Consider the following 14,544-nt stretch of genomic DNA (forward strand, 5'->3'; position numbering starts at 1 on the left):
GGCAGCTGACTGCCCGTCAATTGGCAGTCGCTCAGTGCGCGACTGCCGTCCCGAGGCGCCGGACAAGGGATTGATCGGCAACATCGGGTACGCTGGTGGGCCATCGTTTTCATTCAGGGGGAGAGGGTTTTCATGCAGCAGCAGGCAGAAGGAGCATCAGCGGTCGCGTCGATGCCGACCAGGTCAGAGGCTCTGGCCGCTCAGGGTGGCGTGCGTCTGGTGGCCATGGGGGTGTCGGGCTGTGGCAAGTCGCACGTCGGGCAGCAGCTGGCGGCGTGCCTGGGCGCGCAGTTCATCGATGGCGACGATTATCACGGTGAGGCCAACGTGGCCAAGATGGCGCGCGGCATCCCGCTGGATGACGATGATCGCCACGGCTGGCTGGCCCGTCTGGCCGAGCTGATCGAGGCGGCGCGTCGCGACGGGCGCAGTCTGGTACTGGCCTGTTCGTCCTTGAAGCGACGTTATCGGGATCAACTGCGTGGCGGGGACCCCGCGCTGGGCTTCGTGTTCCTCGAAGGCTCGCGCGAGCTGCTGCTGGAGCGCCTCGAGGCGCGAACCGATCATTTCTTCAAGGGCGCTGACATGCTCGACAACCAGCTGGCGACGCTCGAGGTGCCCGGCGACGATGAAGGGCGCATCCACACCCTCGACATCAGCGCCACACCGCAGGCGCTGGTCGAGAGTGTCTGTCAGCAGATCCTCGACGCGCCAGAGCGCTAGTCGCTCGCCAGACGTCTCACGGCGCCAGGCTGCCGCCACTTATTACGAGGACAGGCTACCGCCAGTCTGCAGGCTGAAGCCCAGGTCTTCCCACAGGCCGTGGGGCGTGGCGTCGAGATCGCCGCTCAAGCGCGCCAGCAGCAGGGCGGCGGCGCGCTCGCCGATCTCGCGGCGTGGCGTGACCACGCTGGCCAGCGGCGGCCAGGTGCCGCGGGTCATCTCCAGGCCGTTGAAGCCGGCCAGCGCCAGCTGGTCGGGCACCGACAGGCCGCGGCGCTGACACTCGAACAGCCCGCCGGCCGCCAGGTCGTCATTGCAGCAGAACACGGCCTGGGTCTCGGGCCAGCGGGTCAGCATCTCGTCGAGCAGCTCGCCGCCCATGCGCACGCTGGAGGGGGCATCGGTGGTCAACAGCGCCTGCTGCGACAGGCCGGCGGCCTCCATCGCCGCACGCCAGCCACCCAGGCGCTGTTCGACGCGGCGGTCCATGCGCGCACCGAGAAAACCGATATGGCGATGCCCCAGCGCGATCATGGCCTCGGTCATCGCGCGGCCAGCGGCGTGCTGGTCCAGTCCTACCGCCATGTCGAGCGGCGTCTCGCGCTTCTCCATGCACTCCACCACCGCACAGCCCGAACGCGCGATCATCTCGCGGGTACGAGGGCTATGGCGACTGCCGCACAGCACCAGCCCGTCGATGCCGAAGGAGAGCCAGGTCTCGATCAGGCGCTCCTCTTCCTGCATCGAATAGCCGGTATGGCCGATCAGCAGCTGATAGCCCGCGGCGGCCAGTGGGGCTTCCAGGCCACGATGCAGCTCCGAGAACACGGCGTTGGAGAGCGAAGGAATCAGCAGCGCGATCAGCCGCGAGTGACCGCTGGCGAGGCTGCCGGCCTGGCGATTGGGCATGTAGCCCAGCTCGCGGGCGCATTCGGTTACCCGCTCGCGCATCGCGGCGGAGACCTTCTCGGGCTGATTGAGCGCGCGCGACACCGTGACCTTGGTGACGCCCAGTCGGGCGGCGATATCGGCCAGGGTGACGCGCTTGAGGCGGGAAGCTTTGTGTGGCTGAGAGGGCATGGACATTCAAGCGGCTGCGAAGGAGGACAAGAGTGTCCCTGTTAAGGCAGCCCGGGAGCAAGCCTTGCCCGGTGGATCAGACGTGACTCAGCGAGAGCAGGAACAGGATCATCGGCGGCGCTGCCAGCGACAGCAGGAAGCCCGAGACGACGGCGACCGGGACGCAGGCCACGCCGCCGGTCTGCTGGATCACCGGTAGCGTGAAGTCCATCGAAGTGGCCCCGCCGATGCCGATGGCCAGCGGCGTGTAGCGCTGGATGGTCAGGGGGATCAGCACGAAGGCCAGCAGCTCGCGCGCCAGGTCATTGAAGAACGCGGCGCCGCCGAGAATCGGCCCGAGCTGATCACCGATCAGGATCCCCGACAGCGAGTACCAGCCGAAGCCGGCCGAGATCGCCATGCCCTGATTCCACTCCAGCGCCAGCAGAGGTGCCGCCAGCAGCCCGCCGAGCAGCGAACTGGCCATCACCGTCAGCGCGATGACCAGGCCATGCCGATTGAGCAGGATCTGGCGCAGGCTCATGCCGGAGCTTCTGAGCTGGCAGCCGATCAGCGCCAGCAGCACATAGAGCGCCCATTCGGCGAGGGTGTCGGTATCAAGCTGGGTGCCGAAGGTCTTGAGCAGCACGCCGGCGCCGACGCCAAGCGCGACCACGGCGGCAAGGGTCAGCGAGCCGGACAGCGCCTGCCAGCGGGTCATCGGCGCGCCATCCACCGCCTGGGTGGGATTGGCGCGTAGCGGGCTGCGGCGCGACAGCCACCACAGCGCCAGCAGATTCAGCGGCGTGATGATGGCGAACAGCGTCAACGCCTGACCGCTCATGGCGGCCATGCCGACACTCAACTGCTCCAGCGCCGCCAGCCCCATGCCCATCAGGAACAGGATGAGATAGATGGAGGCATTGACCAGCCGATTGACCACCGCCAGGCGGCCAGGATCGGTGAGACGTACCAGATAGCCGAGTATCAGCGGCAGCAGAATGAAGATGAGACCCGACAGCATGACCCTTCCTTGGCGTTGCCACCCGGACAGCAGGGGCGGCGCAAGTGATTGATTGGCGGTGAATACCGCCGAAGGGCCTTACTATATCGGTTGGCGTGGAGTCTGGATAACCCCGCCATCATCATTGCGCGAGAGACTTGCTGATGGCGTATCAGCGGGGCTTATGATCAGCCGCGCTAGAGGCGGGAGCTGTCATCACTGGCGGGCGCTGCTCAGCTGGTTCAGGGTCAGGTGGGCCGAGCGCGGCGGCACCTCGCCGTTGCGGTTGCCATCCTTGTCCATGACGTCCTCGTAGTCGAGGTAATCGAGGCCGACCATCAGGCCCGGCCAGCGCGGCGCCAGCCAGATACGGTAGTGCTTGTGCTCGCGATGCTTGCGCCACGCCTCGATGCGCAAGGTGCGGAAGGTACGCTGTGCCGCCTGGCGCGTTTCCTGGCCCTGGATCTTGTACATCAAGGTGCGCTGGCGGCCCTTGTGGTCGAGATAATCCAGTGAGCAGGGCGTCGCGGCCAGACAGGCCTGCTCGCTCCATTGGCTGTCGACCTGCTGGCTCAGCAACACCAGCAGGCTCTGACGGTCAGGCAGACGGGTGTCGCCTGCCTCCGGCGCTTCCCGGTTGTAGTCCTTGCCGATGCCGGCCAGCCGATAGCCGGAGCGATAGCCCTCGGGCAGCAGACGACCCTCCGCAAGCGTGAATCGGCCCTGCTCATAGCCACTGGCGACCTTGATGGAGGCCTCCATGCTGGCGATATACAGCTCGCCACTCTGGCTGACGCGTTGGGTGATGGGCACGTCCGGCCAGCCATCCAGCACCAGGGTGTAGTGGGCGGTGAAGGGCACCGGCGCGATGCTGGCGACAGGCGCCAGGGGCGCGTCAGGGCTGACAGCGGCCTCATCGCTGGCCGCCTGGGCACTGCCCGCCAACAGCAGGAGCGCCCCCAGGCCTGCGCGGCACAGGCGCTGCCATACCGATGGCCGATCAGCGCGTGTGGCGGTGCAAGCGCCGCGCTGCGTGGGGGCTTGAGAGAAGTGATACAAGGCGGAAGATGGCAGGGTCATGATGACTCCCGAGACCGGCACTGGAGCCGTGGCCTGTGAATGGGGGTGTCGAGCGGTCAGGCAGCGACGGGGCAGGGCGACTGCACGTGATGATGTAATGATGTTGAGGTGATCCACAATCAAGCCAACGCCCGTCAGGCGGCCACGACGATATTTCAGCGCTTGCTCATGTGCAATGGATAGGTACTCTGTAACTGCCTTGTCCTTCCCGCCGCGCGCGGCGCGTACCTAGACGTTGGGTCCAATCAGGAGATCATCATGGCCAGCATTGTCATCATTGCCGGGGATTTTGTAGAAGATTATGAGCTGATGGTGCCGTTCCAGGCGCTGCAGGCGATGGGGCATCGCGTGGATGTCGTCTGCCCGGACAAGTCGGAAGGCGATATCGTCAAGACCGCCATCCATGACTTCGAGGGTGATCAGACCTACACCGAGAAGCCGGGCCACAACTTCGCGCTCAACGCCAGCTTCGCCGAGATCGCCGTCGAGAGTTACGACGCGCTGCTGATCCCCGGTGGCCGCGCCCCCGAGTATCTGCGTCTGGATGAGCGTGTGCTGGCGATGGTGCGTCACTTCGTCGAGGCCGACAAGCCCATCGCCGCCGTCTGTCATGGCCCGCAGCTGCTGGCGGCCGCCATGTCGCTGGAAGGCCATCGCGTCAGCGCCTATCCGGCGTGTGCGCCTGAGGTGAAGCTGGCGGGCGGTGAGTTCGTGTCGCTGGAAGTGACCGACGCCGTGACCTCCGGCAAGCTGGTGACCGCACCGGCCTGGCCGGCGCATCCGGAATGGCTGCGTCAGTTCCAGGCGCTGCTGGTGTGATGCACCCCCGCTAGCCACGCCATCGCATCGGATCTGCCTTACGACACCCTGCCACTCGGCGGGGTGTCGTCGTTTCAGGCGGGGGGACGTAAAACAGGCGTCGTTTCAGGCGGTCAGCGCTTCGATCCAGGCCCGCTGCGGGGCGAGTCGCGATTGCTGTGCGGCTCGCCATGCGGGATCGCCCAGCGTGGTGGCATAACGCTCGGCGTGATCACAGGCCAGCAGCAACCAGCTGCCGGCCAGCGACTCACCGCGAGCGCGCCTGAGCGCCAGACTCTCGAGCAGCCCCGCGAAGGCGGTGCCGGTGGAGGGGCCGACCTCAAGCCCGGCATTCTCGGCCAGCCACAGCGCGGCCGCCTGACTGCGCGCATCCGCAATGCGTCGGTAGTCATCGAAATGGGCGGGGTTGAATGCCTCCAGTACGCAGGGGCGCCCGATGCCTTCGATGGGATTGGACGCCTGCGGGGCGGGCAGGCGGGTCGTACGGGTGCCGTGGGCACGATGGTGCTGCCAGCAGGCGTGATAGACGGAGTGCTCGGGGTCCACGCCGATCACGCGGGCGCGATGCCCCTCCTGATGCAGATGGCGCTTGTGACGCAGATGACGCGCGAAGCTGGCGGCGCTGCCGCCGGTGCCGGCGCCGAGAAATACCGCCTGCAGCTCGGGCAGCTCACGTGCGGCGATCTGTGCCAGGCACTCCCCAGGCAGGCTCGTATCGCTTGCCCAGTCGCCGGCCGTGGCGGCATGGCGGAATTGGTTGATGAAGTGGCCGCCGCTGTCGTCGGCAAGCGCCTGCGCATGCTGACAGAGCCGAGCGGAGTCCTCGATTTCCACCACGCGCCCACCCTCGCCACGAATCGCTTGCTGCTTGTAAAAGGCGGTGCCCCTGGGCACCACGGCAATGAATTCTAGCCCCAGCCGGCGTGCCAGCCACGCTTCAGAGACTGCCGTGGAGCCCGAGGAGGCTTCGATCACCGGGCCGCCGGGCGTGAGCCAATCCTTTTGCAGGGCCTGCTCGAACAGCGACATCGCCAGGCGATGCTTGAGCGAGCCGCTGGCATGCGCTCGCTCGTCCTTGATCAGGATGCGCGCCTCGCCCAGTCCGCGCAGGCTGAGTTCCAGCAGCGGGGTTACCGGGGTGGCGGCCTTCAAGGCCGCAAGCTTCATGAGGCTGCGTTGGCGCCATGGCTCGCGCTGAGTCGCGTGCGGGGCGTGATGTGCTGCGGGCGTGCTGAAAGGCGCAGTCGAGGGCAAGGCAGTGGTCGGCATGGCGGCATTTCCGGTCGCAGGAAGGAGCTTTCATGGTATGACTAGCCGCCAAGCAAAACTTGCCAGTTGTCATGGCGTGAGCCATGTTTCATGGCAAGAATTCATTGCGAGGTGAGGGTAATGGAGAAAATAGTGCTCGATGCCACGGACCGCGCCCTGCTGCGGCTGCTGCAGCGCGATGCCAGCCTGTCGTTGGCGGCGCTGGCGGAAGCCGTGCATCTGACCACGTCTCCCTGCTGGAAGCGCCTCAAGCGCCTGGAAGAGTGTGGCGTGATCACCGCACGGGTGGCATTGCTGAATGCCGAGCTGATCGGCATGGGGCTGACGGCCTTCGTGCAGCTCAAGACCCGCGATCACTCGCGGGCATGGTTCGAGCGTTTCGTGGCCATTGTCGAGGAGATCGAGGAAGTCACCGAGTTCTATCGCATGGCCGGTGACTACGACTATCTCCTCAAGGTGCAGGTCGAGGACATGAATGCCTACGACCGCGTCTACAAGCGGCTGGTCAACACCATCGACGAGCTGAGCGACGTGTCGGCCCGCTTCGCGATGGAGCGCATCAAGACGACCACCGCGCTGCCGCTGTGATGGCTGCCAGGCGGTGACGCCTGATCGCCGGTTGAGCACCGCGCGCCAGCGCGCTCAATAACCGTGCTCGCGGCTGATGCCGGTCAGCACCTCACCCCGCTGAATGCGGCGAATGTTGTCTGCCAGCTGGTCGGCTGCCTCGGCCACCGGGGTCGGCGCGGCGGCATGCGGCGTGATGATCACGCGCGGCTGGTGCCACAGCGGGCTGTCCTCGGCCAGTGGCTCGTGCTGGAAGACATCGAGCAGGGCGCCCCTGAGCTTGCCTTCCTCGAGCGCCGCGACCAGATCCTCCTCGACCACGCTGCTGCCACGCCCCGGATTGATCAGCACGGCGTCGTCGGGCAGGGCCTGGAAGACCTCGGCGTTCAACACGTCTCTCGTCGCCGGCGTATTGGGCAACAGGTTGATCACCGCCTTGAGGCCGAGGGAGTCGTCACCCAGCACTTGCTTGAGCGAGCGGCCGCCTGCGCCGGTCTCATGGTGGCAGGTCACGCCCTGCAACGTGTGGGCGCTGCGGCTGAAGCCATGTACCGGATAGCCGTCTGCCGCCAGTGATTCGGCGATCTGGCTGCCGATGGCGCCGAGCCCGAGTACCGCCACCGGGTATTGATGGGCGCGCACCACGCGGTGCGGGGCCCACTGGGTGTCCGCCTGCTGTCTGGCGTAGCGGTCGAAGTCACGCCGAAAATGCAGCAGGCCGTAGCGCACGTAATCCAGCATGTGGCTGGCCATGCCAGCATCGCTCAGCTTGAGCACCGGCACATCGTCAGGCAGTGCCGGGTTGGCGAGCAGGCTGTCGACGCCCGCGCCCAGATTGAGGATCGCCTTGACGTCATGATCACGGTGGCGCTCGAACAGCGCCGCGGGCGGCGCCCACACCACCAGCACATCGCCCAGCATCTCGCCGTCATCGGCAACGATTTCCAGCGGCGCTTGTTTGGATGACGGTTCCGACGACTCGCCTTGCCGCGACCCCTTGGTGCTGGCGGTATCGCACAAGCGCTGACGCAGAGCATCGCACCAACGTTCGGCGCGTTCATGATGTACCAGTATTCGCATGCTGTTCTCCTCTTCAGGGACGCTGGGTGGCGGGTCGGGATTGCTGCACTGTCCCGGCCTGTTCGCAGGCTCTGTTCGTGGCTCTGTGCAAAGGGCCTGGAGTTGTCGCCTCACCATGCGCCATTGCCTTGCGCCATTGTCTTGCGGGCATGGCCTGCTCGCGGGCGGCAATGGCGCAGGCCTTGCAAGGGCTCAAGCGAAGGGCGACAGTGCCAGAGTCGTCCTTTGACCCGTTGTTGGCAGAGTGACAGACTCGAATCCAGAGGGGAATTCGGATGTACGCATGTACGCCGACCCTGCCGACCCGCAGGGCGCATCGTTCGCTCGCGGCGCAGGCAGGCATTGTCAGCTCGGAGTGGCTGGCAGGTCGGTCACCCGCCGCCTGGCCCTGCGTATGGCCACTGGCTCCGCCCCAACGTGCTGCTTGCCTCAAGGCCTGATCGAAAAGGAGCGCTGCATGAGTCAATTCCCGCCCCATACTGGTGCGCCCCAGCCAGCCTTCGCTGGCCTGGCCACCTTGCCCAGCAGCGAGGCACCGGCCACCGAGAGTGACTGGACGCCACGTGCGCTGTCCGCTGGCCGTCAGGCCTTCACCATCGGCGAGTATCGCGCGCGCATCCAGCGGGTGCGTGAGGCCATGGCGCGCGCCGGCATCGATGTGATGGTGATTTCCGACCCCTCCAACATGGCGTGGCTGACCGGCTACGACGGCTGGTCCTTCTATGTGCACCAGTGCGTGCTGCTGGGGCTTTCCGGCGAGCCGGTCTGGTATGGGCGTCGTCAGGACGGCAACGGCGCGCTGCGTACCTGCTGGATGGGTGAGGACAACATCCTGTGGTATCCGGATTACTACGTACAGAATCCGGACATGCATCCGATGGAGTTTCTCGCCCAGTCCATCCTGCCGCAGCGTGGCTGGCACGATGGGGTCGTCGGGGTCGAGCTCGACAACTATTACTATTCGGCGCGGGCGCATCTGTCGCTGGTCAAGGAGCTGCCCCACGCACGGCTGGTGGATGCCAACTCGCTGGTCAACTGGTGTCGCGCGATCAAGTCCGAGCAGGAAATCGCCTACATGCGCGTGGCCGGGCGCATCGTCGAGCGCATGCATTCACGCATTCTGGAGATGATCGAGCCGGGCCTGCCCAAGAGTGCGCTGGTCGCGGAGATTTACCGGGTCGGCGTCGAGGGCGTGATCGGCCCCGAGGGCGAGATTCTCGGTGGCGACTATCCGGCCATCGTGCCGCTGCTGCCCACCGGCAGTGATGCCGCCGCGCCGCACCTGACCTGGGATGACACGCCGTTTCGTGAGGGTGAGGGCACCTTCTTCGAGCTGGCCGGCTGCTACAAGCGCTATCACGCGCCGCTGTCGCGTACCGTGTTTCTCGGCCGTCCGCCGCGCGATTTCGTGCGTGGTGAGTCCGCCTTGCTGGAAGGCATCGAGAGTGGTCTGGCCATCGCCAAGCCGGGCAATCGCTGCTGTGACATCGCGCTGGCGCTGGGCGCGGCGATGGACAAGTACGGCTTCGACCGTGGCGGCGCACGCTGCGGCTATCCCATCGGCATCAGCTATCCGCCGGACTGGGGCGAGCGCACCATGAGTCTGCGCCCCAGTGACGAGACCGTGCTGGAACCGGGCATGACCTTCCACTTCATGCCCGGCATGTGGATGGACGACTGGGGGCTCGAGATCACCGAGTCGATCCTGATCACGGAAAACGGTGCCGAGCCGCTGTGTGATGTGCCGCGCCAGCTGTTCGTCAAATAGCCTGCCGACAAGTGTCAGCAGCCCGCCATAACAAGGAGTGGTGTCATGCGAGAGTCCCCCGTCAGTCTGACCATCGATCTGTTCGCTGATGGCGTTCAGCACGGTTTCTTCAAGCTGCCGATCTCGACTGACGAGTCGGCGTGGGGCGCGGTGATGACCCCGATCAGCGTGATCGCCAATGGTGAGGGGCCGACGGTATTGCTGACCGGCGGCAATCATGGCGACGAGTACGAAGGCATCACCGCGCTCTACAAGCTGGCGGCACGTCTGACTGCCGAGGATGTGCAGGGCCGCGTCATCATCGTGCCGACCATGAATGCGTTGGCGGCCAAGGCCGGGCGGCGTTGTTCGCCTCTCGATGGCGGCAACCTCAATCGCAGCTTCCCCGGCAGCCCCACCGGCGGCCCGACCGAGCAGATCGCCGACTACTTCACCCGGGTGCTGGTGCCTCAGTGCGACTATGCGCTGGACCTGCATTCCGGCGGCCGCACCCTGGATATCCTGCCGTTCGCGGCCTCGCACCGTCTCGACTATCTCGAGGAGTCGCTGGGCGTCGAGCAGTGTCGCCTGCAGGAAGCCGAGAGCCTGGCCGGGGCGCTGGCCTTCGGGGCGCCCTCGGCGATGATGATGTTCGAGCTGGACGCCGAGGCACTCTACGACACCGCGGTGGAGCGCCAGGGCAAGGTCTTCGTCACCACGGAGCTGGGCGGCGGCGGTTCCACCACGCCGGAGCGTCAGGCGATCGCCGACCGTGGCGTCGACAACTTCCTCGCCTTCAGTGGTGTGCTGCGCGAGCGCAGTCGCGCGGATCTGGAGCAGGACATCGAGCGCCAGCGTGCCAGCCAGGCGAACGCGCCGCTGCTGATCGACATGCCGGATGCCAGCTGTTACGTGCAGAGTGAGCATGAAGGGCTGCTGGAGCTGTGCGTGGCACTCGGCGAGCAGGTCACGGCGGGCCAGTGCGTGGCGCGGGTCTATCCGCTGGGGCGTGCCGGTCAGGCGGCGGTGGAATATCGCGCCGCCCGTGATGGCGTGCTGGTGGCGCGGCGCTTCCCGGCCCAGGTGAGTCTGGGCGACACCCTGGCGGTGATCGCGGAAGTCGTGGACGACCTGGCGCGAGAGGCCTCATGAGCGCGAGCCCCTCCCGCTCGCTGCCAGCGCCGAAACTGGATGCCTTCGATCTCAAGATTCTGGCGATACTCGAGCGCGATGGCCGCATCACCAAGTCGCGGCTGGCCGAGGAGATCAACCTGTCGGTCAGCCCGTGCTGGGAGCGCGTCAAGCGCCTCGAGCAGGCAGGCATCATCGAGGGCTATGCCGCCATCATCAATCAGCAGCGCCTGAGTGATCAGCAGGGTGGCGCTTCCCAGGGGGTTGCCCCGCGCACGCCGGTGTGGGTCGAGATCCACCTCAAGCATCATGATGCCGGCAGCTTCCAGCGCTTCGAGCGTGCCATGCGAGAGGCGGATGAGGTGATCGAGTGCGTCGCCGTCGGCGGTGGGGTGGACTACCTGTTGCGGCTGGAGACCGCCAGCATCGATGCCTATCAGCGTCTGGTCGATCACTGGCTGGTGTCAGAGCTGGGCATCGATCGCTATTTCACCTACATCGTCACCAAGCAGGTAAAATAGGCGCGCCGGGCGCGGACTTGTCGTCATCTTGCCGTCCCGCTTTTCAGGCTCACTTTCTTGTCTCACTTTCCTGGCTCATTTTCCTTGATCGCAAAGGGGATCGCACGATGGATAGACTCACTGCCATGCAGGTGTTTCGCGCCGTGGTAGAGGAGGGCAGTTTCGCGGGCGGTGCTCGTCAGCTGGGGCTATCCAACGGCATGGTCAGCAAGCAGATCTCGCGCCTGGAAGCCGAGCTGGGCGTTCGCCTGCTGATGCGCACCACGCGCAGTCTGCAGCTGACCGCCGAGGGCGAGCATTTCCTGGCGGGCGCCTGTCGTGTGCTCAATGACCTTCAGGCGCTGGAAGACAGTCTTGGCGAGCGTCAGGGCGAGGTTCGGGGGCGCTTGAAGATGTCGGCGCCGATGGATTTCAGCATCCAGTGTCTGATGCCGGCCCTGGCGCATTTCCGCCAGACCTACCCCTATGTCGAGCTCGACCTGCGCCTGGAGGATCGCCATGTCGATCTCATGGCCGAGGATTATGAACTGGTGATTCGCGCCGGTGCGCTGTCTGATTCCAGTCTGATCGCGCGCCGGCTGGCGGGTACCCAGGTCGGGGTCTATGCCAGCCCCGGTTACCTGGCCGAGAATGGCACGCCCGAGGTGCCGGAAGACCTCGCCCATCACCGCTGCCTGAATTACACCCAGCAGCGCGAAGGGCCGGTGTGGAGCTTCATGGTCGACGGGCGGCCACGCAAGATCCGCCTGTCGCCGACCTTCAGCTGCGACAGCGGGCGCGGGCTGGTCGAGGCCGCTGCCCAGGGCATCGGCATTACCTGCAAGCCGGATTTCCTGGTGGCCAATGACGTCACCAATGGCCGCCTGGTGCCGCTGCTTGTCGACTACTGGTGCGCGCCGGTGGATATTCATCTGGTCTATGCCGAGCGCGACATGCAGCCGGCACGCCTGCGGGCATTGATCGAGGTGCTGTGTGAGCACTTCGCCCGGATTGGCCATACGATGATGCCCGACGTGCTCGCCACGTCATCGGCAGCCGTCCGCGACACCACGGCCGTGAATGATGCCGGGCAGCGTGATCTGTCACCGCTCGAGGCTGTGAAGCCGGGTCTGCGGCCGTGATAGACTCCGCGCCCTTGTCCCGTCTGTTCGAGTCACCCGTCTCCATGATGATTGTCGCCAGCGGTATCTGCCGATGAGCCCTGCCTGCCCAGGCGACACGCCTGCCTTCGCTTCCTGTTCCTCCGCCCCGGTACTGGTCTTCGATTCCGGCGTCGGCGGGCTGTCCGTCGCCGCCGAGATTCGCCGCCAGTGGCCGCAGCTGTCGCTCGCCTATGTCTGTGACAACGCCGCGCTACCTTATGGAACCAAGCCGGATGACTGGTTGATACCGCGCATCGTTCAGGTGTGCGTGGCGGCCGTCGAGGCAAGCGGGGCACGGGCGTTGGTGGTCGCCTGCAATACCGCCAGCACTCTGGCGCTGACGGCGCTGCGCGCAGCGCTGTCGATTCCGGTGATCGGTACCGTGCCCGCCATCAAGCCGGCGGCGGCGTTGGCACATGCGCGCCAGAGCGCAGCACGTCGTGAGGAGGGCGAGCCGCCGGTCTTCGCGTTGCTGGCGACGTCCGCCACGGTGCGTCGCGCCTACACCGAGCAGCTGATCCGTGACTTCGCCGCCGACTGTCGCGTGATTCGCGTCGCGGCCGATCCGCTGGTCGCGGAGGCCGAGCGGCGTCTGCGCGGTGAGCCGGCGCGCCCCGAGGTGGTGGCGGCCAGTCTGGCTGATCTGGCGGCGGTTGAAGCACTGGAAGTGGTGATTCTCGGCTGCACGCATTTCCCGCTGCTCGGTGCCGACATCTCGCAGGTGCTGGGCGAGTCTCGGGTGGCGTTGGTGGATTCCGGCGCGGCAATCGCCCGCCGCGTGGCGGAGGTGCTGGCGCTTGGCACTGCGGCGCAAGCGGCTGAACAGCAAGCCGCTCAAGCGGTTCAACCAGTACCGCGTGAGCACCTGGCGCTGGCGACGGATGCCCGGCAGCCGGGGCTGGCCACGGCGCTGGCCAGTCAGGGTTTTGCCGCGCCGCAGGCGCTGTCGTTCGACGACTGAGGGGCAGGGGCGTTGACTCTCGCGGCCCCCTTGCACCTGCCTGCTCCCGCCTTGGCCCGCCATTTGGCGCTTGAGCTTCGCGCTGCCGATGGTAGGCTAGCGCGCCCAACCTTTGAATGGACGTGATCGGCATGGTTCACCATGACGTCCCCGCGTCCCTTTGCTCATCGTTTCAGTGCTGCGGTATGCCCGCAGGCAGGAGTCAGTGTGGCCATCGCCGTCGTCGATCCCAGTCAGTATGAACAGCAGCTCGCCGAGAAGGCTGAGCAGACCCGCGCACGTTTCGCTGCCTTCGATGCGCCGGAACTCGAGGTATTTCCCTCGCCGCCCAGCCATTACCGCATGCGTTGCGAGTTCCGTATCTGGCACGAGGATGATGACCTCTATTACGCGATGTTCGAGGTCGAGTTCGACGACGAGGGCAACAAGAAGAAGACGGTCGTGCGCATGGACGACTTCCCGGTCGCCAGCCAGCGCATCAATGAGTTGATGCCGCTGCTGCGTGAGCGCCTCAAGGCAAGCCCGGTGCTGCGCGAGCGTCTGTTCCAGTGCGAGTTCCTCACTACCCTGAGCGGCGAGGCACTGGTCACGCTGATCTACCATCGCAAGCTCGGCGAAGACTGGGAAGCCGAGGCACGCGCGCTGGAAGAAGAGCTCGACATCATGATCATCGGGCGTTCGCGCAAGCAGCATATCGTGCTGACGCGCGATCACGTCTTCGAGCGTCTCGAGGTCGATGGCCGCGAGTACGTCTATCAGCAGGTCGAGAACAGCTTCACCCAGCCCAATGCCGAGATCTGCCGCTCGATGCTCAGCTGGGCGCGTGACGTGACCCATCCTGACAAGGCGCAGGCGGAAGGCCGTGAGCAGGGCGATCTGGTCGAACTCTACTGCGGCAACGGCAACTTCACCATCGCGCTGGCCGAGAACTTCCGCCGCGTGCTGGCTACCGAGATCTCGCGCACTTCCGTGGCCTCGGCGCAGGTCAACCTGGCGGCCAATAGCATCGACAATGCCCAGGTGGCGCGCATGTCGGCCGAGGACTTCTCGCTGGCGCTGGCGGGCGAGAAGGCGGGCCGTCGTGTCGCGGAGATGGACCTCGACAACCACGACTTCCGCACCGTGCTGGTCGATCCGCCGCGTGCCGGCCTCGATGCCGACAGCTGCGAGCAGACCGCGCGCTACGAGCGCATCGTCTATATCTCCTGCAACCCGCAGACGCTGATCGACAACCTTGAAGTACTGTGTCGCACGCACCGTATCGAACGCTTCGCGCTGTTCGATCAGTTCCCGTATACCGACCACCTCGAATGCGGTGTCTATCTGGTTCGCAGATAAGCGCATCTTCAAACCGACAGCCGATGTCGCGCCCGCATGAGCGAGGCATCGCGCCAATCGTTTGAAAAACCAGAGCCCCGTCGTCATCTACCTGTCAGGTAGGG

At 65.8% G+C, this 14,544-nt stretch carries 14 protein-coding genes; 9 read left to right on the plus strand and 5 right to left on the minus strand.

From position 1 onward, the window contains the following. Positions 1-132 precede the first annotated feature (132 nt). Entirely contained in the window at positions 133-723 is a 591-nt protein-coding gene (locus tag R2R70_RS15160; protein WP_410978431.1) for a gluconokinase, read from the plus strand. A 42-nt stretch (positions 724-765) separates the two neighbouring features. Here R2R70_RS15160 and R2R70_RS15165 read toward each other — a convergent pair whose 3' ends face one another. The 3 genes from R2R70_RS15165 to R2R70_RS15175 form a co-directional block, all read right to left on the minus strand. Beyond that, entirely contained in the window at positions 766-1,803 is a 1,038-nt protein-coding gene (locus R2R70_RS15165; protein ID WP_107336079.1) for a LacI family DNA-binding transcriptional regulator, read from the minus strand. Positions 1,804-1,879: 76 nt separating this feature from the next. Next, entirely contained in the window at positions 1,880-2,806 is a 927-nt protein-coding gene (locus R2R70_RS15170) for a lysine exporter LysO family protein (RefSeq protein WP_410978432.1), read from the minus strand. A gap of 195 nt (positions 2,807-3,001) precedes the next feature. After that, positions 3,002-3,865 (minus strand): hypothetical protein, encoded by an 864-nt coding sequence (locus R2R70_RS15175; protein ID WP_410978433.1) that lies wholly within the window; start codon positions 3,863-3,865, stop codon positions 3,002-3,004. Positions 3,866-4,123: 258 nt separating this feature from the next. Between R2R70_RS15175 and R2R70_RS15180 the strand changes: the two genes are divergently transcribed. Then, positions 4,124-4,684: a DJ-1/PfpI family protein gene (locus R2R70_RS15180; protein WP_410978434.1), complete on the plus strand. Its 561-nt coding sequence runs from the start codon at positions 4,124-4,126 to the stop codon at positions 4,682-4,684. Positions 4,685-4,789: 105 nt separating this feature from the next. On the opposite strand, the gene R2R70_RS15185 is transcribed toward R2R70_RS15180, so the two are convergent. Then, positions 4,790-5,953 carry a PLP-dependent cysteine synthase family protein gene (locus R2R70_RS15185; RefSeq protein WP_410978435.1) on the minus strand — a complete coding sequence of 388 codons (1,164 nt, stop codon included), beginning with the start codon at positions 5,951-5,953 and terminating at the stop codon, positions 4,790-4,792. 132 nt (positions 5,954-6,085) lie between these two features. Between R2R70_RS15185 and R2R70_RS15190 the strand changes: the two genes are divergently transcribed. After that, on the plus strand, positions 6,086-6,541 hold the full coding sequence (locus tag R2R70_RS15190; RefSeq protein ID WP_043334316.1) for an Lrp/AsnC family transcriptional regulator: 456 nt from the start codon (positions 6,086-6,088) through the stop codon (positions 6,539-6,541). Positions 6,542-6,595: 54 nt separating this feature from the next. On the opposite strand, the gene R2R70_RS15195 is transcribed toward R2R70_RS15190, so the two are convergent. Next, positions 6,596-7,600 (minus strand): 2-hydroxyacid dehydrogenase, encoded by a 1,005-nt coding sequence (locus R2R70_RS15195; RefSeq protein WP_410978436.1) that lies wholly within the window; start codon positions 7,598-7,600, stop codon positions 6,596-6,598. A gap of 457 nt (positions 7,601-8,057) precedes the next feature. Between R2R70_RS15195 and doeA the strand changes: the two genes are divergently transcribed. The 6 genes from doeA to trmA all read left to right on the plus strand — a co-directional run bounded on the left by doeA (position 8,058) and on the right by trmA (position 14,440). After that, complete coding sequence (gene doeA / locus R2R70_RS15200) at positions 8,058-9,368, plus strand: ectoine hydrolase DoeA (protein ID WP_279839616.1); 1,311 nt, start codon at positions 8,058-8,060, stop codon at positions 9,366-9,368. A 45-nt stretch (positions 9,369-9,413) separates the two neighbouring features. Beyond that, on the plus strand, positions 9,414-10,499 hold the full coding sequence (doeB, locus tag R2R70_RS15205; RefSeq protein WP_410978437.1) for a N(2)-acetyl-L-2,4-diaminobutanoate deacetylase DoeB: 1,086 nt from the start codon (positions 9,414-9,416) through the stop codon (positions 10,497-10,499). Continuing rightward, positions 10,496-10,999: an Lrp/AsnC family transcriptional regulator gene (locus tag R2R70_RS15210; RefSeq protein ID WP_410978438.1), complete on the plus strand. Its 504-nt coding sequence runs from the start codon at positions 10,496-10,498 to the stop codon at positions 10,997-10,999. Before doeB ends, R2R70_RS15210 begins: the two co-directional genes overlap by 4 nt. Positions 11,000-11,106: 107 nt before the next feature. Next, positions 11,107-12,120: a LysR family transcriptional regulator gene (locus R2R70_RS15215; protein ID WP_410978439.1), complete on the plus strand. Its 1,014-nt coding sequence runs from the start codon at positions 11,107-11,109 to the stop codon at positions 12,118-12,120. 73 nt (positions 12,121-12,193) lie between these two features. Further along, the gene (gene murI, locus R2R70_RS15220; protein ID WP_410978440.1) at positions 12,194-13,102 is read left to right on the plus strand and encodes a glutamate racemase; all 909 of its coding nucleotides are present in this window, start codon (positions 12,194-12,196) and stop codon (positions 13,100-13,102) included. Between the two features lie 207 nt (positions 13,103-13,309). Continuing rightward, positions 13,310-14,440 carry a tRNA (uridine(54)-C5)-methyltransferase TrmA gene (gene trmA / locus R2R70_RS15225; protein ID WP_248380820.1) on the plus strand — a complete coding sequence of 377 codons (1,131 nt, stop codon included), beginning with the start codon at positions 13,310-13,312 and terminating at the stop codon, positions 14,438-14,440. The last annotated feature ends 104 nt before the right edge of the window (positions 14,441-14,544 follow it).

The sequence above is a fragment of the Cobetia sp. SIMBA_158 genome (assembly GCF_046566945.1).
Classification (GTDB): Bacteria; Pseudomonadota; Gammaproteobacteria; order Pseudomonadales; family Halomonadaceae; genus Cobetia; species Cobetia amphilecti.